This is a genomic window from Piscinibacter sp. PDB1-1, assembly GCF_056675995.1.
The window spans coordinates 255,386-274,262 of sequence record NZ_JBWVZJ010000003.1; the positions used below are offsets into that span (position 1 = coordinate 255,386).

Here is an 18,877-nt window from a genome sequence, read left to right on the forward strand (position 1 = left end):
AGAGGAGCAGAACAATGAACAAGTGGGTCAAGCGAGGTGGAATCGCCGTACTCGGCATGCTGGCATTGAGCGCCGCGGCGCTCTTTGCCGGAGCCAACATCGGTGAGCGCAAGATGAACCGCACGGTCGATGTGACCGTGCAGGCAGTTGCGTTCCGCAGCGACGCCGCAGGCGTCGAACGCGGCCGCTACCTGTACCTGTCGCGCGGCTGCACCGAGTGTCACGGCGTGAACGGCGCAGGCGGCGACGTGGTCAAGAACGACCAAGGCATGCATGTGCACGCGCCGAACATCACCCCCGGCGCAGGCAGCGTGGTCGCGGCCTACACGCCGCTCGACTGGGTGCGCACGCTGCGCCACGGGGTCAAGCCGAATGGCAAGCCGGCGATGGTGATGCCGAGCGAAGACTACGCACGGCTGACCGACGACGACCTGGCGTCGCTCGTGGCCTACGTGCGCAGCATGCCGCCGGCGCAAGGCAGCGGCGCAATCCTGCAGCTGCCGGCCATGGTGAAGGCGCTGTATGCAGTGGGCATCGTGCACGACGCCGCCGAGGTCATCGACCACACGCTGCCGCCATCGGCGCCCGTGCCCGATGCCGTGACCGCCCAGCACGGCGCGTATGTGGCCAACAGCTGCATCGGCTGCCATGGCGGGCAACTCTCCGGCGGCAAGATCCCCGGTGCACCGCCCGAGTGGCCGGCCGCCGCCAACCTGACGCCCGGCGAAGGCAGCGCGATGCACCACTATCCGAGCGCCGACGCATTTGCCGCCATGTTCAAGACCGGCAAGCGCCCCGACGGCTCCGAGATCAGCAAGGTGATGCCCTTCCTGTCGCTCAAGGAGCTGAACGATACCGACGTGCAGGCCCTGTACCTGCACCTCAAGACGCTGCGCCCGCAGGCCTTCGGCAATCGCTGAACGCGCGGCCGCTCAACAACCCGACTTCAAGGAAACCCATGAGCCCCGTCCGCCACACCGTGGCGGCGCTGGCCTCGCTTTGCCTCGTCACCGCCTGCGGCGGCGGCGATGGCAGCGAATCCGGCGCCACGCCCACCGAGACCCCGATTGCCGCTTCTGCCACGGCTGACATCACGACTGATGTCACGCAGGTGCAGATCGAAGGCTGTGTCGTCGACCCGCACGACCAAGCGCACGCCACACGCGTGCACGCCTTCGACGGCGACGGGCACCTGCTGGCCAGCACCAGCAGCAACCCGCAAGGCGTGTTCACGCTGCGCGTGCCCGCCGATCAAACCATTCGCCTAGGCCTCGCCACTCCCATCGAGGCAGCCGAGGGCATCGAGCTGATGACCGGCCGCCACACGGTCTCGCTGAGCGCCTGCCTGCGCGCCTGAACAAGCCCCAAGACACACCCCATCAGGGAGCAATACACATGAGAACCTTCTCCACCTGGCTGGCCGCCCTGGCCGCCACCACCGTACTCGTCGCCTGCGGCGGCGACGACACCAGCACGGCACCCGCCACACCCGCCCCGCACACCGCCAGCGTGACGGGCATCGTGGTCGACATGGACAGCGACGAGCCCGTGCCCGGCGCCCGCGTGAGCGCAGGCGGCGTCAGTACACAAACGCAGTCCGACGGTCGTTTCACGCTTGCCGGCCTGGCCGCGAGCGAACGCCTGCCGGTGCAGGTTGAAGCCGCCGACCACGGCAGCAACACCGCGCTGGTCAACCTGCCCGCCGACAGCAGCGCCAGCATCCGCGTGCGGCTGCTCAAACTCGCGCCAGCGCAGACCTTCAACGCCGAGACCGGCGCCATGCTCGCCATCCCGGGCACGGCGGCCCAGGCCCAGGTGCCGGCCGGCTCGCTGGTCGACGCCCAGACCGGCGCACCCGTGCTCGGCCCGGTGACGGCCAGCGTGACCAACGTCGACCCGGCCCGCGACCCCGAGCGCATGCCCGGCGGCTACACCACGCTCGAAGGCGGGCAAGTGCGCGCGATCGAGAGCTTCGGCGCCATCAAGGTCGACCTGCGCGACAGCGCCGGACGTCGCCTGCAACTCGCACCCGGCACCGATGCACGCATCCGCATCCCCTTGTCCACGCGATCGCCCAACCCGCCGAGCGAGGTGCCGCTCTTCCACTTCGACGAAGCCAGCGGCCGCTGGGTGAAAGAAGGCGTGGCCCTGCTGCGTACCGCCGCCAACGGCGAGCGCTACTACCAGGGTGACGTCACCCACTACAGCTACTGGAACGCCGACATCGAAGCCGAGACGGTGCAGATCGAAGGCTGCGTGCAGCGCGCCGACGGCTCGCCCGCGGCGGGCGTGATCGTCAACGGCAGCGGCAGCGACTACTCCGGCCGCACGTCGGCCATCACCAACAACGAGGGCCGCTTCACGATGTCGGTGCGCAAGAGCGCCATCACCAGCGTGTGGGCCGCCACCGAGTCGCAGATCACTCCGATCAACGAAGTGACGGTCGGCGACACCGGTGGTGCCATCAGCGGCCCCTGCCTGCGCTTGGAGACTGCCACATCGCCCATCCCCGGCCGCCTGGCGCCGCGCATGATGCAAAACCCGCGCAGCACCTCGGTGCAGGCTGGCGAAGCCGCGCTGATGATGGCCGTGGCCGAAGGCTCGCAACCCATGAGCTACAGCTGGAGCCGCAATGGCCAGCCCATCCCCAACAGCAACACTGCCACGCTGTGGGTGTTCGACACCACACCGGCCGACGATGGCGCCACCTACACCGTGACGGTGACCAACGTCGCCGGCAGCATCACGAGCCCGGCCGCGCGCCTGACGGTCTTCGGCTCCGGCATTGCCCCGCGCGTAACCGCATCACCCGGTAACGCCACCGCACTGGCCGGCCAGCCCGCGGCCTTCTCGGTCGCGGCCCAAGGTAGCGGCCCCTTCAGCTACCAGTGGCTGCGCAACGGCTCACCGATCGCCGGTGCCACGCAGGCCACCTACCAACTCGTGACGACCATGGCCGACAACGGCGCCGAGTTCAGCGTTCGAGTGAGCAACGACGCCGGCACGGCCGAGAGCAACGCCGGCGTCCTGACCGTGCTGCCCGTCGGTGCCGCGCCGGTGATCATCACGCAGCCGTTCAGCATGGTCACCACCATTGGCGGTAGCGCGAGTTTTGCCGTCAACGCCGCAAGCAGCGGCACGCTCAGCTACCAATGGCAACGCAACGGCGTCGACGTCGCTGGCGCCACCGGCAATGTGCTGACGATCCCGAGCGTCGCCGCAGGCGACATCGGCGTGCCGTACCGCGTGGTCGTGAGCAACGGCCAAGGCAGTGTCACCAGCGCAACGGCCATGCTCGTGCTCAGCACCGGCACGGCCGACGAGCAGGCGCGCGTGCTCAGGCTAATGATGTCGTGGAGCGAGGGCCTCACCGCCGCCAGCGCGCCCATGCTCTTCATCGACGGCGACTTCCGCGCCAAGCCGATCGGCGATGTGTGCATCGGCGGCAACGCGGCGCTCACGCTCGATGGAGCGGCCGCTCCTGCCGCCGGCCAGAGCTACCCGCTGGGCCAACACACGTTGGGGGCACGCTTCGACGCCTGCACCGGCGAGTTCGGCAATGGCTTTGCAGGCAGCAGCAGCCTGGCCTACACCTTCAGCGACACCGCGCGACGCGCAGGCAACGCGCAGGCCACCATCACCGACCTCGTGGTCTCCGACACCGACATCAATGGCGACCTCTTCTCGACGCGCGTGAACGGGAGCGCGCGTATCGAACTCGATGGCAGCGTCAACGGCAACCAGGAGACCGTGTCGCTGCGCTTCGTGCCGGGCACGGACATGTCGCTCACCGATGCCGGCACTGGCGTCGCAACCACGATCAACGGTGGCTCGGTGCGCAGCCACCACGTCACACTCGAAACCGCCGCGGGTCCGAGGCCGCAGCTCTCGCGGCAGGAGTACGCGCAGCTGAGCTTCACGCGCGGCAATGTTCGGTACGTGCTCGATGGCCATGTGCAGCTCGAGTTCGATACTCAGGGCCGCCTTGCCAGCGGCAGCGGCACGGTGATCATCACCGCCGATGGGCAGACCATCGCCCGCGTGAGCGGCAGCAGCGGCGGCTATGCGATCGAGGTGTTGAGCGCCCCGCAAGGCCTGGGCCGGGCAACGCCGCTGCGCTCGCGGGTCGGCGCCAGCAAGCCACCTGCGTTGGCGCGGTGATGAAGCGCGACGACCTGGCCGCGCCGCTAAGCCGGGAGGCCGAGTCGCGCGATGACCTCGTCGGCCAGCGCGAGCGATGAGGTGAGGCCCGGCGACTCGATGCCGAACAGGTTGGCCAGGCCTGCAATGCCATGCAGCGCCGGGCCGTCGATGCGGAAATCGGGCGCCGGCTCGTCGCGTGCATGGATCTTCGGCCGGATGCCGCTGTAGGCCGCTTGCAGCGAGCCGTCGGGCAGGCCGGGCCAGTAGCGGCGCACGTCGTCATAGAACCCGGCCGAGCGCGCCGGGTCGACGCGGTAGTCGAGTGGCTCGGTGACGCCGTCCGGCAGCCACTCCACGTCGGGGCCGAAGCGCGCCTGACCGCCCATGTCCAGCGTGAGATGAACCCCGAGCCAGGCGTCTTGCGGCAACGGGTAGACCAGACGTGAGAACGGGGCTCGGCCTGCGAGCGAGAAGTAGCAGCCACGGCTGAAGTGGGGCGTTGGCACGTAGACGGAGCCAAGCCCTTGCGTGGCAGCGGCGAGCTTCGGCGCCCACAGCCCTGCGGCATTGACCACGATGCGCGCACCCAGCTCCATTGGTTCGCTGCCACCCACGTACAGCACATGCTCGCCAGCCCCACAGCGGATGCGCTCGACCGGAGAAGAAAGCGCCACGTCGCCGCCGGCCGCCTGCAGATCACCCAGCAGCGCGAGCATCAGGGCATGGCTGTCGACGATGCCGGTCGAGGGCGAGAGGATGGCCCCGCTGCAGGCAAGCTGCGGCTCCATCGCGATGGCTTCGGCCGCCGTCAAGCGCCTGAGGTCGCGCACACCGTTGGCCGCGGCCTTCTTCATCAGCACCTCCAGCCCGCCAAGCTGGCTGCCGTCGGTCGCCACCACCAACTTGCCGCAACGACTGTGCGGCACGCCATGCGATTCACAGAACGCATAGAGCAGCTGCTTGCCCTGCACGCACAGCCTCGCCTTCAGCGATCCTGCCGCGTAGTAGAGGCCGGCATGCATCACCTCGCTGTTGCGCGAGCTGACCCCCATGCCGATGGCGGTCTCGCACTCCAGCACCAGCGTCTCCAGGCCCCGCTGCGCCAGCGCCCGGCCCACGGCCAGCCCGACCACGCCCGCCCCGACCACCACTGCCTCGACTCGATCCATCGCTTCTGCTCCGCGTGCCTTGTCGTTGTGCCCTCCCCAGCCCGTACTACGCCAGGGAGATCGGCCAATTCTCAGCCAACGAAGATCAGCCCGCGGCTACCATGGCAGCCATGTTCAGCACCATGTTGTCCATCGCGATCCTCGTGGTTTGCGTCGCCCTGATGTTGCGGCTGCTGGTGGGCACGCGCCGCCGCCACGCCATCGACGCCCGAGCTCGCAAGGCCTACGCCGCCGCGCGCCTGGCGGCGCTGCGGCTGTACCACTGGCGCACCTCGCGCAAGCTGGCCAGGCAGGTGACCGACGACGCGATCCGCCGCGCTCGGGACGACCGCGACGGCACCTGGGAAGGCAACGTCTACAAGCCGAAGTCGTTCCGCAAGCCGCCGCGCGACAAGATGCACTGAGGCCCGGCCCCCGCGCCTCAGAAGGCGTGGCCCAGCCCGAAGTAGCCGCGGGTGCCCTTGGGTTCGTCCAGCCCGCGCGCCACGCCCAGGCGCACTTGCAGGCCCATCGCGTACAGGAACTTGAGTTCTCCGAGCAGTTCGACACCCACGCCTCGCTGGTAGTTCTGCGGGCCGTGGCCGTCGTCCCACGCGCCACCCACGTCGAAGTAGGCCGCACCCGACAAGCGGTTGATGCCGACCGCAGGCACCATGAAGTGCTGGTCGATGTCGGCAATGGGGGCGCGCCACTCGATGCTCGCCGCGCGTGCATTCGCGCCACGCAGGTTGGCCTCGTCGCCGCGATAGCCGCGCAGCATGATGTCGCGGTCATCGAGGGCGATGCCCAACTGAAGCTGCGGGTCGATCGCGCCACCGAGCTGGAAGCGTTCGGTGCTCCCGTTGGCATACGCCTCGGTGTAGCGCAGGCCCAGCACGGTGCGACCCAGCGGCACGTAGCCGCGCCAGTCGAGCCGCAACACGTTGCCGTCGTAGTCGTCTCGGCCGCTGCGCGCGAAGGGCTTGTAGCTCTCGAAGAGCAATTGCGCATGCTGGCCGCGGTTGCGCCCCTCCGACCACCAGTTGCTCCCGCTGCTGTTGTAGCTGAGCAAGGCGGCGAGCAGGCGCTCATCGCGCGGCGGTGCGCCGCGCACGAGCTCCGGGTGCACGCGGTCCGTGTCCTTGATGGAGGCCCCGACGCCGAAGGCGACGGTGCGGTCCACACGCGCCCAGGGGAACAGGCTCAACCACTGCGCCCGGGTGTTGCGGTCGTAGGCCGTGACTTCGTCGCTGTTCGTGCCGGGCTTCCAGGCGCGTGCGGTCAGGTCGCGGCGCAGCGAGAAGAGATGCTGATCCTGAAACAGGTACTGCAGGTCGCCGAGCAGTTCGCCCTGCGTGACTTCGTACTGCAAGGCGGCCGCATAAACATGCCAACCCAGAGCGTCGGAGCCGAAGGTGGTGGCGCCGGCCGAGAACAGACCTTCGTCTGCGATCGCCACCGGGAACCAGGAGCGCGGCGCCAAGGTACGCCAGGGGCTGTACGCCTCGCCTTCACCGAGTTGGGCGGGCGCATCGGGCTGCGGCGGCGCTGCAACACTCGCGACGGCACGTACCACCGGCACACGCTGCAGCGGCCCGGCGGCGGCCATGCGGCGCAGCTCGTATCCGCCGGACGCCACCGTCACGAGCGCCAGCGACCCGTCGGCTTGACTGCCGCCTTGCGCCATCACACCAGTGTGGCTGTGGGTGAGGCGCACCCAGGTATCACCCTCAAGCCGCCACACATTGAACACGCCATCGCGCGCCGCAATGAACTCCAACCCGGTGGGCCCATGGCTCATGTCGACCAGTGGCGCGTCGTGCGTGAACAGCAGGCGCGGCGCGGCATCGGGCTGCGCGAGGTCGAAGGCCTGCACACGCCAGTCGCCACCGCGTTTGCTGATGACGCTGAGCTGGCGGCCATCGGGCGACGCAGCGAGGTCGATCAGGGTCACATCAGCCGGTGGCTCCCAGAGCGTGCGCTGCAACCGGCCTTCGGCATCGAGCATCACGAGCCGCGTGCGACCCTCGCCCTGCTGCAAGGCGGCGATCGCATCGCCCGCCTGCACCGCGCGACGCAACCGGGCGCACTGCGTGAGCTGCGTGATCGCGCCATCGGCCTGCACGCGGTACAGGTCGAAGACCATGAAGCGCCAGTCGTTGCAGAAGTCGGGCTGCGTGAGCAGTACGCCGCCGTTGGCCGACACATCGAGACGAGCCTCGCGGTGCACATCGGCCAGTTCGGTGCGGCTTCCGTCAACCGCGAGCTTCACGAGCTTGGGATGGTTGAGGCCGTTGTCCACCACGGCCAGCGCGGCGCCGCCTGGGAGGCCGGCAACCGAGCCCAGGCCGAAGACCGGGCCGAGCAGGGAGTCACCCACCGCCTGGGGCGCGCGCGCCAGGGGTTCGGCGCGCTGCGCGACCTGTTGCTTCAGGTCGGCCAGGAACTCCTCCCACAACACATCCATCGTCTTGCCGGTGGCCTGCACGGGGTTGGAATGCAGGCGCGGCCAGAGCGGCGGGTTGCCGCTGTAGCCATCGACAAGTTTGTAGATGGACTGCGTGCCGTACACGCGCGCCAGGTACTCGTAGAAGTAGGCACCGTAGAGGTACATCTTGGAGACCGGCAAGGCGCGGCCGTCCGCATTGATCTCGCGCAAGGACAGGAACCCGGTCTGCGACTCCGCGCGCAGCCAGGCCTCGAACGACTCGCCACGCAGGCGCCCTCGCCCGCGCGAGGGGTCGCTTTCCTGATAGACGGCCAACCCCTCGATCGCCCAGCCCGGCTCGTAGAGGTTGGGGAAGAACAAGGGAATGCGCCCGAAGATGTGTTGCAGCACGCCCTGCGATCCGCGCACCTTGTCGAGATGCACCGTGTGAGTGAGCTCGTGTGTGAGCAGCAGATCGAGCCAGTCGCTGTTGTCGAGCAGTTCGCCATCGTCGGGGGGCGACAGGTAGACGCCGATCACGTTGTATGGGATCGGCGTGGAGTAGCCGTTCGGCAGGTCGAACTGGTTGATCAGCAGGATCTCGGTGCGCCCGCGCGGCTCCCACTCCAGTGCCCGCGTGATCCGCGGATAGGCCCGCTCCGCAGCCTGCGCCACGCGCTCGGCCTGCGAGCGCCATGCGGAGCGGTAGTTGACGCGAAAGTGTGCCGTCTCGGCGGACTGCCAATCGGAAGCGGGTTCGATGCTCTGCGCCGATGCCGCGCCTGCAAGCCAACAACACGTGAGGAAAACCAGGGTCCGGATCGACAGCATGAGGAACGGCGGGGAACGGCGGACAAAGAGGGCCGCAAGCGTACAGGAGCATGCCAGTTGCACCTGCAACAAATAGAAGCAGCTGCACCCTTGAAAACCCGCAGGTTGTCGCGAACGGGTGCGCTATGGAGCGCCCGCAGGCAAACCTGCGCATCGGCGCGCGCGATCATCCACCGCCAGATGGCGGCAGGGGCAGGCGCGCAGCGTGCGGTTCGCCAGAGCGAGGAGGAGTTGGCACGAAGAGCAAGCCTGAGTTGCATGGGCACGCTGCGGCGCGCCCCTTCGTACCCCGCACAAGCAAAAAAGCCTTGCAGGTGTTCAAACCTGCAAGGCCTTGTGCTTGGTGGGCGGTGCAGGGTTCGAACCTGCGACCCCTGCCGTGTGAAGGCAGTGCTCTACCACTGAGCTAACCGCCCGAAATATTCGGGAAGCCGCAGATTATGCCACAAGCTCGCGCCAAGTCGTCTTGCCGCCTGAAGCCTTGTCCAGTTCGGCCAGCACGCCCTCGTGGGCCGCGAGCTCGGCCTCGTTCGCGGCGACCACCTGCAGCTCGAACTGGCTGAAATCGACCACCGCCAGAACCACTTCACCGCCTGCCGCCTCGCTGGCGTCGATGACGAGCGAGTCCTGACCTCGGGTCAGCCGGATATAGACCTCCGCCAGCAGGCCCGCGTCGAGCAAGGCGCCATGCAGCGTGCGGTTGGAGTTGTCGACCTCCAGGCGCTTGCACAGCGCATCGAGCGAGTTCGACTTGCCCGGGAACATCTCGCGCGCCATCACCAGGGTGTCGGTGACCTGGCTGACGAAGCTCGGGAACTTGGGCTTGCCCAGGCGGCGAAGCTCTTCGTTGAAGAAGCCAACGTCGAAGCTCGCGTTGTGCGCAATGACTTCCGCCCCGGCCAGGTACTCGAGCAGTTCCTCGGCCACGGCCGCGAACAGCGGCTTGTCGGCCAGGAACTCGTCGGTCAGGCCGTGGATCCGCACCGCGTCTTCGTGGTTCGGCCGCTCGGGGTTGAGATAGAAGTGCTTGTTGTTGCCGGTAAGGCGACGGTTCACCATCTCCACGCAACCGATCTCGATGATGCGGTCGCCCGACTCGGGGCTCAGGCCCGTTGTTTCGGTATCGAAGAAGATCTGCCTCATGCGCCCACCTTGGCCTGACGGCGCCCCGCCCACAACCACAGGCCGATGCCGCCCAGGATCATCGGGATGCACAGCCACTGCCCCATGCTCAGGCCCAGCGGCAGGTGCTCCAGGCCCTTGTCGGGTTGGCGGAAGTACTCGGCCGTGAAGCGGCACACCCCATAGCCGAACACGAAGGCCGCACCCACCTGGCCAATCGGGCGCTCCTTGCGCGCGTAGATCCACAACAGCACGAAGAGCAGCACACCTTCAAGGCCGAACTGATAGAGCTGCGACGGGTGGCGCGGCTCGTCACTGCCCGATTGCGGGAACACCATCGCCCAGGGCAGGCTCGGGTCGGCGAAGCGCCCGTAGAGTTCGCCATTGATGAAGTTGCCGATGCGCCCGGACGCAAGGCCCAGCGGCACGCACGGGGCCACGAGATCGAGCGCCTGCAACACCGGGCGCTTGCGCAAGCGGGCAAACAGGCCGATAGCCACCATCACGCCCAACAAGCCCCCGTGGAACGACATGCCGCCTTTCCAGACGGCGAACACTTCGAGCGGATTGCGCAGGTAGTGATCAAGGTTGTAGAACAGCACGAAGCCCAGACGGCCGCCGATCACCACGCCCAGCACGCCGTAGAAGAGCATGTCTTCGATATCGCGGCGCGTCCAGCCGGCCTCGGCGAACCACGGCTTCTTGACCCGGATTGACGCCAGCCACAGGAAGAGGCCGAAGGCCACCAGATAGGTCAGCCCATACCAGTGGATGGCCACGGGGCCGACCTGCAGGGCGATGGGGTTGAACTGGGGATGAACAAGCATGGGCAAGGGGGCAATCGTGAGCAGCGCGAACGATACCGCACCGCCCTGCTTACCCCCCGCAAGCGGCTGAGCGTCACTCCAGCTCGGTCGTCGAACGCTTGACGTACTCCACGAAGCGCGCCACCACCGGACCGGCGTCGGCAGGCCACACCAGGCTGGTCTCGGCCCGCGGCGCCGCGGCCACCAGCGCGGTGGGCAGGCGCCGGTACACCACGCCGGGGCGCTGGAGCGTGGTCACCGATTCCGGCACCCAGGCGAGGCCGAGGCCGGCAGACACCAGGTTGACGATCGTCTGCATCTGGATCGCCTCTTGCGCAATGACCAGCGATGCGCTGTGGCGGTGATAGAACGCCAGCACAGCGTCATACAGCGAAGGCGCGATGCCGCGAGGAAAGATGATGAGCGGCTCAGACAGGATCTGCGCCAAGGTCAACCGGCGGGCGCTGTTCAAGGCGGACGCCTCGGGCACGGCCAGCACCATGGGCTCGACGCTCACCGACAGGCGCGACAGCGGTTGAGCCGCGCCCTCGGGGGCCATGTTGGGCGCGTGCAGCACGAAGCCCGCATCGGCCTCGCCTTGCTCGAAGGCGCGCAATTGAACGTCGGTGGTGGCTTCGCGCAGAACGATCTCCACGCCGGGCTCGGCCTCCCGGAACCCGCGCAGCCACCCCGGAAGCGGCCCGAAGCCCACGGTCGACACGAACCCAAGGCGAAGCCGCCCCACCGCCCCGTGACCGGCCGACAGGGCAATCCCCGGGAGCGACGCGGCCTGCAGAAGCAACTGGCGCACCGGCTCGACGAGCGCCCGCCCGGCCGGCGTGAGCGCCACCTGGCGCCGCGTGCGCTCGAACAGGGGTACGCCCAGGCGGGATTCGAGCTGCTGGATCGCCAGCGTCAGCGGCGGCTGCGTGATGTGCAGCTTCTGCGCGGCGCGCCCGAAATGCAGCGTCTCGGCCAGCACCAGAAACTGCCGCCATACCCGCAACTCGATCTGCAAAGTCACATCGCTCATACGCCGCACATATTAATGCCAACAGGTAGATATATTGGACGCAAGTAGCCCGCCGCGGAATACTGGCGCCCTCCCCGCAAACCGCCAGGAACCGACATGAGCTCCAACCGCCGCTCCAAGAACATCACCGAAGGCGTTGCCCGCGCCCCCAACCGCTCGATGTACTACGCCCTGGGCTACGAAGAGGGCGACTTCAAGAAGCCGATGATCGGCGTGGCCAACGGGCACTCGACGATCACGCCTTGCAATGCCGGCCTGCAAAAGCTGGCCGATGCCGCCGTGGCCGGCATCGAGGCTGCCGGCGGCAATGCCCAGATCTTCGGCACGCCCACCATCAGCGATGGCATGGCCATGGGCACCGAAGGCATGAAGTACAGCCTGGTGTCGCGCGAAGTCATTTCCGACTGCATCGAGACCTGCGTGGGCGGCCAGTGGATGGACGGCGTTCTGGTCGTCGGCGGCTGCGACAAGAACATGCCGGGCGGCATGATGGGCATGCTGCGCGCCAACGTGCCCGCAATCTACGTGTACGGCGGCACCATCCTGCCGGGCAAGTACAAGGGCCAGGACCTCAACATCGTCAGCGTCTTCGAAGCGGTCGGCCAGTTCAGCGCCGGCAACATGAACGAAGAAGACTTCTGCCAGATCGAGCGGCGTGCCATCCCGGGCACGGGCTCCTGCGGCGGCATGTACACCGCCAACACGATGAGCTCGTCGTTCGAGGCGCTGGGCATGAGCCTGCCTTTCTCCAGCACCATGGCCAACGTGCACGACGAGATCGTCGAGAGCACCAAGAAGGCCGCCGCCGTGCTGGTCGAAGCGGTCAAGAAGGACCTCAAGCCGCGCGACATCGTCACGCGCAAGTCGATCGAGAACGCGGTGGCCGTGATCATGGCAACCGGCGGCTCGACCAACGCGGTGCTGCATTTCCTGGCGATCGCCCATGCGGCCGAGGTCGAATGGACGATCGATGACTTCGAGCGCGTTCGCAAGAGGATCCCCGTGCTGTGCGACCTAAAGCCCTCGGGCCAGTTCCTCGCCGTCGATCTGCACCGCGCCGGCGGCATCCCGCAGGTGATGAAGACGCTGCTGAAAGCCGGGCTGCTGCACGGCGACTGCATGACCATCACCGGCAAGACCGTTGCCGAGAACCTCGCCGAGATCGCCGATGTGCCCAGCACCGAGCAGAGCGTCATCCGCCCGATCGACAAGCCGATGTACGAGCAGGGCCACCTGGCCATCCTGAAGGGCAACCTCTCGCCCGAAGGCTGCGTGGCCAAGATCACCGGCCTGAAGAACCCGGTGATCACCGGGCCGGCGCGCGTCTTTGACGACGAGCAATCGGCGCTCGAAGCGATCATGGCGCAGAAGATCAAGGCCGGCGACGTGATGGTGCTGCGCTACCTCGGCCCCAAGGGCGGCCCCGGCATGCCCGAGATGCTGGCCCCCACGGGTGCGCTGATCGGCCAGGGTCTGGGCGAATCGGTGGGCCTGATCACTGATGGCCGCTTTTCCGGCGGCACCTGGGGCATGGTCGTCGGCCACGTCGCACCCGAGGCGTACGCGGGCGGCAACATTGCGCTCGTGCACGAGGGCGACTCGATCACCATCGACGCCCACTCGCTGACCCTGCAACTCAACGTGAGCGATGCCGACCTGGCGAAGCGCCGCGCCGAGTGGAAGGCCCCCCCGCCCCGCTACACACGTGGCGTGCTGGCCAAGTTCATGCGCAATGCGGCGAGCGCCAGCTCGGGCGCGGTGCTCGACAAGTTCGAGTGATTTCTGCTGCACCCATGAAAAAAGCGGCCCGCGGGCCGCTTTTTCTTTGGCGCTTGCCGCGATTCAACGCTTGCGCTTGAAACGCCGCCCCTTGACGTCCATGCCCAGGTTCGCGAGATTTTCTTCGCGACGTTTGGCGACGCGGTCGTCCATCTTGTCCATTTCGCGGCGCTTGGTGTAACCGGTGCCGTCGGCCCACGCCCACCAGACCACGGCCGCCAGGAAGGGCCACAGCACCGCAGGCCACGACCACAAGGCCACCGGCCCGAACTCGGCCATCTTCATGACCAGCAACAAGACACCCAGGATGACGAAGTACATGGTGCAGAAAGCCTCAAACACGTTGCCTCGCTAGAAGCCCTGGGTCAACCCCGGGCCATAGAATGCGTTGAAGCAACTGTGCTGCAATGTAATTCACAGTACACGGTCAGGCACCGAAAGGAACCCATGAAGTCGTCGCTTTCACTGATTTTTGCCGCATCCGCACTGGTCGCAGGCCCGGCCTTCGCCAACGCCGAGTTGGCGCAGAAGAAGAACTGCATGGCCTGCCATGCCACCGACAAGAAGCTGGTCGGCCCCTCGTACAAGGACGTGGCAGCCAAGTACGCCGGCCAGAAGGACGCCGTGGACAAGCTGTCGCAAAAGGTCATCAAGGGCGGCGCAGGCGTCTGGGGCCCGGTCCCGATGCCGGCCAACACGGCCGTGAGCGATGCCGAAGCCAAGCAGCTCGTGCAGTGGATCCTGACGATCAAGTGATCGCAGCGATCTCCGGCACCTGAGGCCCCGCCCCTGCGGGGCCTTCTCGTTTTTGGCTCTTCTTCTTCCCGCTCTTTTTCTACCAGGCAGCTCGCCAAATCACCCGCCATGCGCGTCTTCGCCATCTCTGACCTGCACGTCGACTACGAGCCCAATGCGCTCTGGGTGCAGCAGCTTTCGCGCAGCGAGTATGTGGACGACGTGCTCATCGTCGCGGGCGATGTGTCCGATGTGGCGGACCGGGTCCGCATCTGCCTGGAGGCGCTCGCACGCTGCTTTCGCCAGGTCTTGTTTGTGCCAGGCAATCACGACCTCTGGGTGCGGCGCGACGAGGCGGAGCTCGATTCATTCGGAAAGTTCGAACGGGTTCAGGCTCTGGCCCGCTCGGCCGGCGCGAGCACCGAGGTCGTCCATCACGGCAACCTGAGCATCGTGCCTTTGCTGGGCTGGTACGACGACTCGTTCGGCACACCGGGCGCAGACCTGCGCGCCGCCTGGGTCGACTACCGGGCGTGCCGCTGGCCACCGGGCTTCGGCCAGCGCGAGATCACCGATCGATTTCTCGCGATGAACACCTACCGCCGCCGTTCGGAATCAGAAGTGATCGTGTCGTACTCGCACTTTCTGCCGCGAATCGACGTGATGCCCGAGCGCATCCCGCTGGATCGGCGCTTCATCTACCCGATCCTCGGCAGCACGGCCCTCGGCGAGCAGGTGCGCGCGCTGCGTCCGAAGGTGCACGTGTATGGGCACAGCCACGTGAACCGCCGGGTCCAACTCGACGGCACCTGGTACATCAACAACGCCTTCGGTTACCCGCACGAGACACGCATCACCGCCAAGGAGCTGGTGTGCGTGTACGAGACGAACGCTTGAGTCGCTTCAGTAGGCCTGGCCCAACTGCTCCAGGATGGCCGGGTTCTCGAGCGTCGAGGTGTCCTGCGTCACGGCCTCGCCCTTGGCCACCGAGCGCAGCAGGCGGCGCATGATCTTGCCGCTGCGGGTCTTGGGCAGGTTGTCGCCGAAGCGGATGTCCTTGGGCTTGGCGATAGGGCCGATCTCCTTGCCGACCCAATCTCGCAACTGCTTGGCTATGGCCTTGGCCTCGTCGCCCGTGGGGCGGGGCCGCTTGAGCACCACGAAGGCGCAGATCGCCTCGCCGGTGGTCTCATCCGGCCGGCCGACCACGGCGGCCTCAGCCACCAGCTCGGTGCAGGAGACGAGCGCCGATTCGATCTCCATCGTGCCCATGCGATGGCCGCTGACGTTCAGCACGTCGTCGATGCGGCCGGTGATCGTGAAGTAGCCCGTCCTTTCGTCGCGGATCGCGCCGTCGCCGGCCAGGTAGTACTTGCCCTTGAAGTCCTCGGGGTAGTAGCTCTTCTTGAAGCGCTCGGGGTCGCCGTAGATCGTGCGGATCATCGACGGCCACGGCTTCTTGATCACGAGGATGCCGCCCTGGCCGTTGGGAACGTCCTTGCCGGTCTCGTCGACGACGGCCGCCTGGATGCCCGGGAAAGGCAGCGTGCACGAGCCGGGCACCAAGGGCGTAGCACCCGGCAGCGGCGTGATCACATGGCCGCCGGTCTCGGTCTGCCAGAAGGTGTCGACGATCGGGCAGCGGCCGCCACCCACGTGTTGGTGGTACCACTCCCAGGCGGCCGGGTTGATCGGCTCGCCCACCGAGCCGAGGATGCGCAGGCTGCTCAGGTCGTACTTCTTCGGGTGCACGGCTTCATTGCTCTCGGCCGCCTTGATCAGCGAGCGGATCGCCGTGGGCGCCGTGTAGAAGATGTTGACCTTGTGCGTCTCGATGACCTTCCAGAAGCGCCCGGCGTCAGGGTAGGTCGGCACGCCCTCGAAGACGATCTGCGTGCCGCCGAGCGCCAGGGGCCCATAGGCGATGTACGTGTGGCCGGTCACCCAGCCAATGTCGGCGGTGCACCAGAAGATGTCGTCGGGCTTGAGGTCGAAAGTCCACTTGGTGGTGAGCGCCGCGTGCAGCAGGTAGCCGCCCGTCGAATGCTGCACGCCTTTGGGCTTGCCGGTGGAGCCCGAGGTGTACAGCAGGAAGAGCGGGTGTTCCGCGCCCACCCATTCGGGCTCGCAGGTCTCGGGCTGGCTCGCGGTGAGCTCGTGCATCCACTTGTCGCGCGAGGGCTCCCAGGCGATGCTGCCGCCAGTCCGCTTGTAGACGATCACGCTTTCGACCGTCTCGCAACCGCCGAGCCCGAAGGCTTCGTCGACGATCGCTTTCAGCGCCAGCTGCTTGCCGCCGCGCAGTTGTTCGTCGGCCGTGATGACCATGACGGCGCCGGCATCCTGAATGCGGTCGCGCAGGCTTTGGGCCGAGAAGCCGCCGAACACCACCGAGTGGGTCGCACCGACGCGCGCGCAAGCCTGCATGGCCACCACGCCCTCGACAGACATCGACATGTAGATAACGACACGGTCGCCCTTCTTGACGCCCTGCGCCTTCAGCGCATTGGCCATGCGGCAGGTCTTGGCGAGCAACTCGCTGTAGGTCACCCGGGTGGATTGGCCATCGTCGGCCTCGAAGATCAGCGCGACCTTGTCGCCCAGGCCCGCCTCGACCTGCTTGTCCAGGCAGTTGTACGAGACGTTCAGCGTGCCGTCCTCGAACCACTTGAAGAACGGCGCATCACTGCTGTCGAGCGCCTTGGTGAAGGGCGTCTTCCAGGTGACGAATTCGCGTGCGAGGCGCGACCAGTAGCCTTCGTAGTCCGCCTCGGCCTCAGCGCACAGCCTGTCGTAGGCGGCCATGCCGCTGACATGCGCTGCCCGGGCGAGTTCGGCGGGGGGCGGATAAAGCTTGGCGGCTTCGGTCATTGGCGTCTCCTGGCGTGGTTGTGTTCACTGGCCCGCACCATATGCGGGAGCTCTTACGAACGGCTTACTTCACGCAGCAAGTCATGAACCAGCAGCTTGAGCCAATTAAGATCGCGGGCAATCGGACAATCCCTGAACCCTGACCCTCGTCATGACGACGCCCCTCACCCCCCCAGCGCGCAAACTGCGCCCCCTGCCGACCCTGATCTTTGCAAGCCGCTGGCTGCAATTGCCGCTGTATCTCGGCTTGATCCTCGCCCAGGCGGTGTACGTGTTTCACTTCTGGGTGGAACTGACCCACCTGATCCAGGCCGCCTTGGGCAGCGAACCGGCCTTGAAGGCCATCTTTGCCGCCGTCGGAGCGACCCCGGTGGAGGTCCAGAACGGCAAGCTGACCGAAACCATCATCATGCTGGTCGTGCTCGGCCTGATCGACGTGGTGATGATCTCCAACCTCCTGATCATGGTCATCGTTGGCGGCTACGAGACGTTCGTCTCGCGCATGGACCTCGAAGGCCACCCCGATCAGCCGGAGTGGCTGAGCCACGTGAATGCGTCGGTGCTCAAGGTGAAGCTAGCGATGGCGATCATCGGGATCTCATCGATCCACCTGCTCAAGACCTTCATCAACGCCGGTGCGCTGACCGACCGGGTATTGATTGCGCAGACGCTCATTCACCTGACCTTCTTGCTTTCGGCACTGGCCATTGCGTGGACCGATCGCATCCTGACCGGCAACCACGCCGGCGCCGATCACTGAATCTCGATGTGCTGCTTGCGGCGGCGCGACGGACCGCGCCGCTCGGCGAGCAGCAGGATCGCGGTGCCGAGCACTCCGGCGATCAGTGAGCCGCCCAGCACGCCCAGCTTGACGGCCGTGTCATAGCCCGCTCCCTGGCCTTCGAAGGCCAGCCCGCCGATGAACAGGCTCATCGTGAAGCCGACACCGCAGAGCACGCACACGCCGAAGAACTGCCATCGGTTGGCGCCGTCGGGCAGTTGCGCGCCCGCCAGACGCGTCAGCAGCAAGGACGATCCGAACACGCCGATGGCCTTGCCGAACAGCAGGCCGCAGGCAATGCCCAGCGGCACGGGCTCGGCCAGGGTCTGCAGCGTGATGCCCTGCAACGCCACGCCGGCGTTCGAGAAGGCGAACACGGGCAGCACCAGGAACGCCACCCAGGGGTGCAGCGCGTGCTCGAGCGTCTCGAGGGGCGAATCGTCTTCGTCGCCCAGCGGGATGGCAAACGCCGTCGCCACGCCAGCCAGGGTGGCATGCACGCCCGACTTCAGCACGCACACCCAGATGATCACGCCGACGAAGAGGTACGGCAGCACGCTGCGAACTCCGATGCGGTTGAGCGCGAACAAGGCGACCAGGCCGACTGCCGCAATGCCCAGCATGGCGGGCGACAGGTTGGCCGTGTAGAAGAGCGCGATGACGACGATCGCCCCCAGGTCGTCGATGATCGCCACCGCCGTGAGGAACACCTTGAGCGACGCCGGCACCCGCGAGCCCAGCAGCAGCAGGATGCCCAGCGCAAACGCAATGTCGGTCGCCGCGGGGATCGCCCAGCCGCGCAGGGCCACCGGGTCGTTCATGTTGATGGCGGCGTAGATGCAGGCCGGCACCACCATGCCACCCAGGGCGGCCACGGCCGGCAGCATGGCCTGGCGGGGCGTCGAGAGTTCACCTTTGATCAGTTCTCGCTTGATCTCCAACCCGACCAGCAGAAAGAACACCGCCATCCAGAGGTCGTTCACCCACAGGATCAGCGGCTTGGACAGTTCGAGCCAGTCTTCGCCGATGCGTACCTGGCCCGGGATGTTGCGAAAGGCCTCGTAGTCGGCCCCGAACGGGGAATTGCTGATGACCAGGGCCAATACGGTCGCAAGCGCGAGCACGACCCCACCTGCCGAACCCGCCGCGAAAAACCGCTTGAATGCCGCACTGATCACTGGCTACCCCTTGAGTAAAATT

At 66.9% G+C, this 18,877-nt stretch carries 16 protein-coding genes and 1 tRNA gene; 8 read left to right on the forward strand and 9 right to left on the reverse strand.

Annotated elements, in window-relative coordinates; all coding sequences use genetic code 11:
• Nucleotides 1–14: 14 nt before the first annotated feature.
• The 3 genes from AC1KAR_RS17135 to AC1KAR_RS17145 are packed head-to-tail and all read left to right on the forward strand — an operon-like array spanning nt 15 to nt 4,161.
• Nucleotides 15–920 carry a c-type cytochrome gene (locus AC1KAR_RS17135; protein ID WP_480319877.1) on the forward strand — a complete coding sequence of 302 codons (906 nt, stop codon included), beginning with the start codon at nt 15–17 and terminating at the stop codon, nt 918–920.
• Nucleotides 921–958: 38 nt separating this feature from the next.
• Nucleotides 959–1,357 (forward strand): hypothetical protein, encoded by a 399-nt coding sequence (locus tag AC1KAR_RS17140; protein ID WP_480319879.1) that lies wholly within the window; start codon nt 959–961, stop codon nt 1,355–1,357.
• A gap of 38 nt (nt 1,358–1,395) precedes the next feature.
• Nucleotides 1,396–4,161, forward strand: a complete 2,766-nt coding sequence (locus AC1KAR_RS17145) for a carboxypeptidase regulatory-like domain-containing protein (protein ID WP_480319881.1) — start codon at nt 1,396–1,398, stop codon at nt 4,159–4,161.
• Nucleotides 4,162–4,187: 26 nt separating this feature from the next.
• On the opposite strand, the gene AC1KAR_RS17150 is transcribed toward AC1KAR_RS17145, so the two are convergent.
• Nucleotides 4,188–5,312: an NAD(P)/FAD-dependent oxidoreductase gene (locus tag AC1KAR_RS17150; protein WP_480319883.1), complete on the reverse strand. Its 1,125-nt coding sequence runs from the start codon at nt 5,310–5,312 to the stop codon at nt 4,188–4,190.
• A gap of 101 nt (nt 5,313–5,413) precedes the next feature.
• Between AC1KAR_RS17150 and AC1KAR_RS17155 the strand changes: the two genes are divergently transcribed.
• Nucleotides 5,414–5,716 carry a hypothetical protein gene (locus AC1KAR_RS17155; RefSeq protein WP_480319885.1) on the forward strand — a complete coding sequence of 101 codons (303 nt, stop codon included), beginning with the start codon at nt 5,414–5,416 and terminating at the stop codon, nt 5,714–5,716.
• A gap of 17 nt (nt 5,717–5,733) precedes the next feature.
• Here the strand turns inward: AC1KAR_RS17155 and AC1KAR_RS17160 are convergent, their stop codons facing one another.
• The 5 genes from AC1KAR_RS17160 to AC1KAR_RS17180 all read right to left on the reverse strand — a co-directional run bounded on the left by AC1KAR_RS17160 (nt 5,734) and on the right by AC1KAR_RS17180 (nt 11,511).
• Nucleotides 5,734–8,550 carry a hypothetical protein gene (locus AC1KAR_RS17160; RefSeq protein ID WP_480319887.1) on the reverse strand — a complete coding sequence of 939 codons (2,817 nt, stop codon included), beginning with the start codon at nt 8,548–8,550 and terminating at the stop codon, nt 5,734–5,736.
• A gap of 341 nt (nt 8,551–8,891) precedes the next feature.
• Nucleotides 8,892–8,966, reverse strand: a tRNA-Val gene (locus tag AC1KAR_RS17165).
• Between the two features lie 22 nt (nt 8,967–8,988).
• Complete coding sequence (dnaQ, locus tag AC1KAR_RS17170) at nt 8,989–9,693, reverse strand: DNA polymerase III subunit epsilon (protein ID WP_480319889.1); 705 nt, start codon at nt 9,691–9,693, stop codon at nt 8,989–8,991.
• Nucleotides 9,690–10,499 (reverse strand): prolipoprotein diacylglyceryl transferase, encoded by an 810-nt coding sequence (gene lgt, locus AC1KAR_RS17175; protein WP_480319891.1) that lies wholly within the window; start codon nt 10,497–10,499, stop codon nt 9,690–9,692. The genes dnaQ and lgt overlap by 4 nt, the downstream gene beginning before the upstream one ends.
• A 73-nt stretch (nt 10,500–10,572) precedes the next feature.
• Entirely contained in the window at nt 10,573–11,511 is a 939-nt protein-coding gene (locus tag AC1KAR_RS17180) for a LysR family transcriptional regulator (protein WP_480319893.1), read from the reverse strand.
• Nucleotides 11,512–11,607: 96 nt separating this feature from the next.
• Between AC1KAR_RS17180 and ilvD the strand changes: the two genes are divergently transcribed.
• Nucleotides 11,608–13,290, forward strand: coding sequence for a dihydroxy-acid dehydratase (ilvD, locus tag AC1KAR_RS17185; RefSeq protein ID WP_480319895.1), 1,683 nt, complete (start codon nt 11,608–11,610; stop codon nt 13,288–13,290).
• A 63-nt stretch (nt 13,291–13,353) separates the two neighbouring features.
• On the opposite strand, the gene AC1KAR_RS17190 is transcribed toward ilvD, so the two are convergent.
• The gene (locus tag AC1KAR_RS17190; RefSeq protein WP_480319897.1) at nt 13,354–13,611 is read right to left on the reverse strand and encodes a TIGR04438 family Trp-rich protein; all 258 of its coding nucleotides are present in this window, start codon (nt 13,609–13,611) and stop codon (nt 13,354–13,356) included.
• Between the two features lie 126 nt (nt 13,612–13,737).
• Here AC1KAR_RS17190 and AC1KAR_RS17195 point away from each other — a divergent pair, with 126 nt between their 5' ends.
• Complete coding sequence (locus AC1KAR_RS17195) at nt 13,738–14,046, forward strand: c-type cytochrome (protein ID WP_480319899.1); 309 nt, start codon at nt 13,738–13,740, stop codon at nt 14,044–14,046.
• A 108-nt stretch (nt 14,047–14,154) separates the two neighbouring features.
• Nucleotides 14,155–14,922: a metallophosphoesterase family protein gene (locus AC1KAR_RS17200; RefSeq protein WP_480319901.1), complete on the forward strand. Its 768-nt coding sequence runs from the start codon at nt 14,155–14,157 to the stop codon at nt 14,920–14,922.
• Between the two features lie 6 nt (nt 14,923–14,928).
• On the opposite strand, the gene acs is transcribed toward AC1KAR_RS17200, so the two are convergent.
• The gene (gene acs, locus AC1KAR_RS17205; protein ID WP_480319903.1) at nt 14,929–16,896 is read right to left on the reverse strand and encodes an acetate--CoA ligase; all 1,968 of its coding nucleotides are present in this window, start codon (nt 16,894–16,896) and stop codon (nt 14,929–14,931) included.
• 151 nt (nt 16,897–17,047) lie between these two features.
• Here acs and AC1KAR_RS17210 point away from each other — a divergent pair, with 151 nt between their 5' ends.
• Nucleotides 17,048–17,656, forward strand: coding sequence for a TIGR00645 family protein (locus AC1KAR_RS17210; protein ID WP_480319905.1), 609 nt, complete (start codon nt 17,048–17,050; stop codon nt 17,654–17,656).
• On the opposite strand, the gene nhaA is transcribed toward AC1KAR_RS17210, so the two are convergent.
• Nucleotides 17,650–18,855: a Na+/H+ antiporter NhaA gene (gene nhaA / locus AC1KAR_RS17215; RefSeq protein WP_480319907.1), complete on the reverse strand. Its 1,206-nt coding sequence runs from the start codon at nt 18,853–18,855 to the stop codon at nt 17,650–17,652. The genes AC1KAR_RS17210 and nhaA overlap by 7 nt on opposite strands.
• Nucleotides 18,856–18,877 lie beyond the last annotated feature (22 nt).

Excerpts from the sequence above, each read along its gene's own strand:
- acs (WP_480319903.1), bottom strand. The coding sequence starts at position 16,896 with ATGACCGAAGCCGCCAAGCTTTATCCGCCCCCCGCCGAACTCGCCCGG.
- AC1KAR_RS17140 (WP_480319879.1), top strand. The coding sequence starts at position 959 with ATGAGCCCCGTCCGCCACACCGTGGCGGCGCTGGCCTCGCTTTGCCTC.
- AC1KAR_RS17135 (WP_480319877.1), top strand. The coding sequence starts at position 15 with ATGAACAAGTGGGTCAAGCGAGGTGGAATCGCCGTACTCGGCATGCTG.
- AC1KAR_RS17190 (WP_480319897.1), bottom strand. The coding sequence starts at position 13,611 with ATGTACTTCGTCATCCTGGGTGTCTTGTTGCTGGTCATGAAGATGGCC.
- AC1KAR_RS17155 (WP_480319885.1), top strand. The coding sequence starts at position 5,414 with ATGGCAGCCATGTTCAGCACCATGTTGTCCATCGCGATCCTCGTGGTT.
- ilvD (WP_480319895.1), top strand. The coding sequence starts at position 11,608 with ATGAGCTCCAACCGCCGCTCCAAGAACATCACCGAAGGCGTTGCCCGC.
- AC1KAR_RS17210 (WP_480319905.1), top strand. The coding sequence starts at position 17,048 with ATGACGACGCCCCTCACCCCCCCAGCGCGCAAACTGCGCCCCCTGCCG.
- AC1KAR_RS17145 (WP_480319881.1), top strand. The coding sequence starts at position 1,396 with ATGAGAACCTTCTCCACCTGGCTGGCCGCCCTGGCCGCCACCACCGTA.
- AC1KAR_RS17150 (WP_480319883.1), bottom strand. The coding sequence starts at position 5,312 with ATGGATCGAGTCGAGGCAGTGGTGGTCGGGGCGGGCGTGGTCGGGCTG.
- AC1KAR_RS17180 (WP_480319893.1), bottom strand. The coding sequence starts at position 11,511 with ATGAGCGATGTGACTTTGCAGATCGAGTTGCGGGTATGGCGGCAGTTT.
- AC1KAR_RS17160 (WP_480319887.1), bottom strand. The coding sequence starts at position 8,550 with ATGCTGTCGATCCGGACCCTGGTTTTCCTCACGTGTTGTTGGCTTGCA.
- AC1KAR_RS17200 (WP_480319901.1), top strand. The coding sequence starts at position 14,155 with ATGCGCGTCTTCGCCATCTCTGACCTGCACGTCGACTACGAGCCCAAT.
- lgt (WP_480319891.1), bottom strand. The coding sequence starts at position 10,499 with ATGCTTGTTCATCCCCAGTTCAACCCCATCGCCCTGCAGGTCGGCCCC.
- AC1KAR_RS17195 (WP_480319899.1), top strand. The coding sequence starts at position 13,738 with ATGAAGTCGTCGCTTTCACTGATTTTTGCCGCATCCGCACTGGTCGCA.
- dnaQ (WP_480319889.1), bottom strand. The coding sequence starts at position 9,693 with ATGAGGCAGATCTTCTTCGATACCGAAACAACGGGCCTGAGCCCCGAG.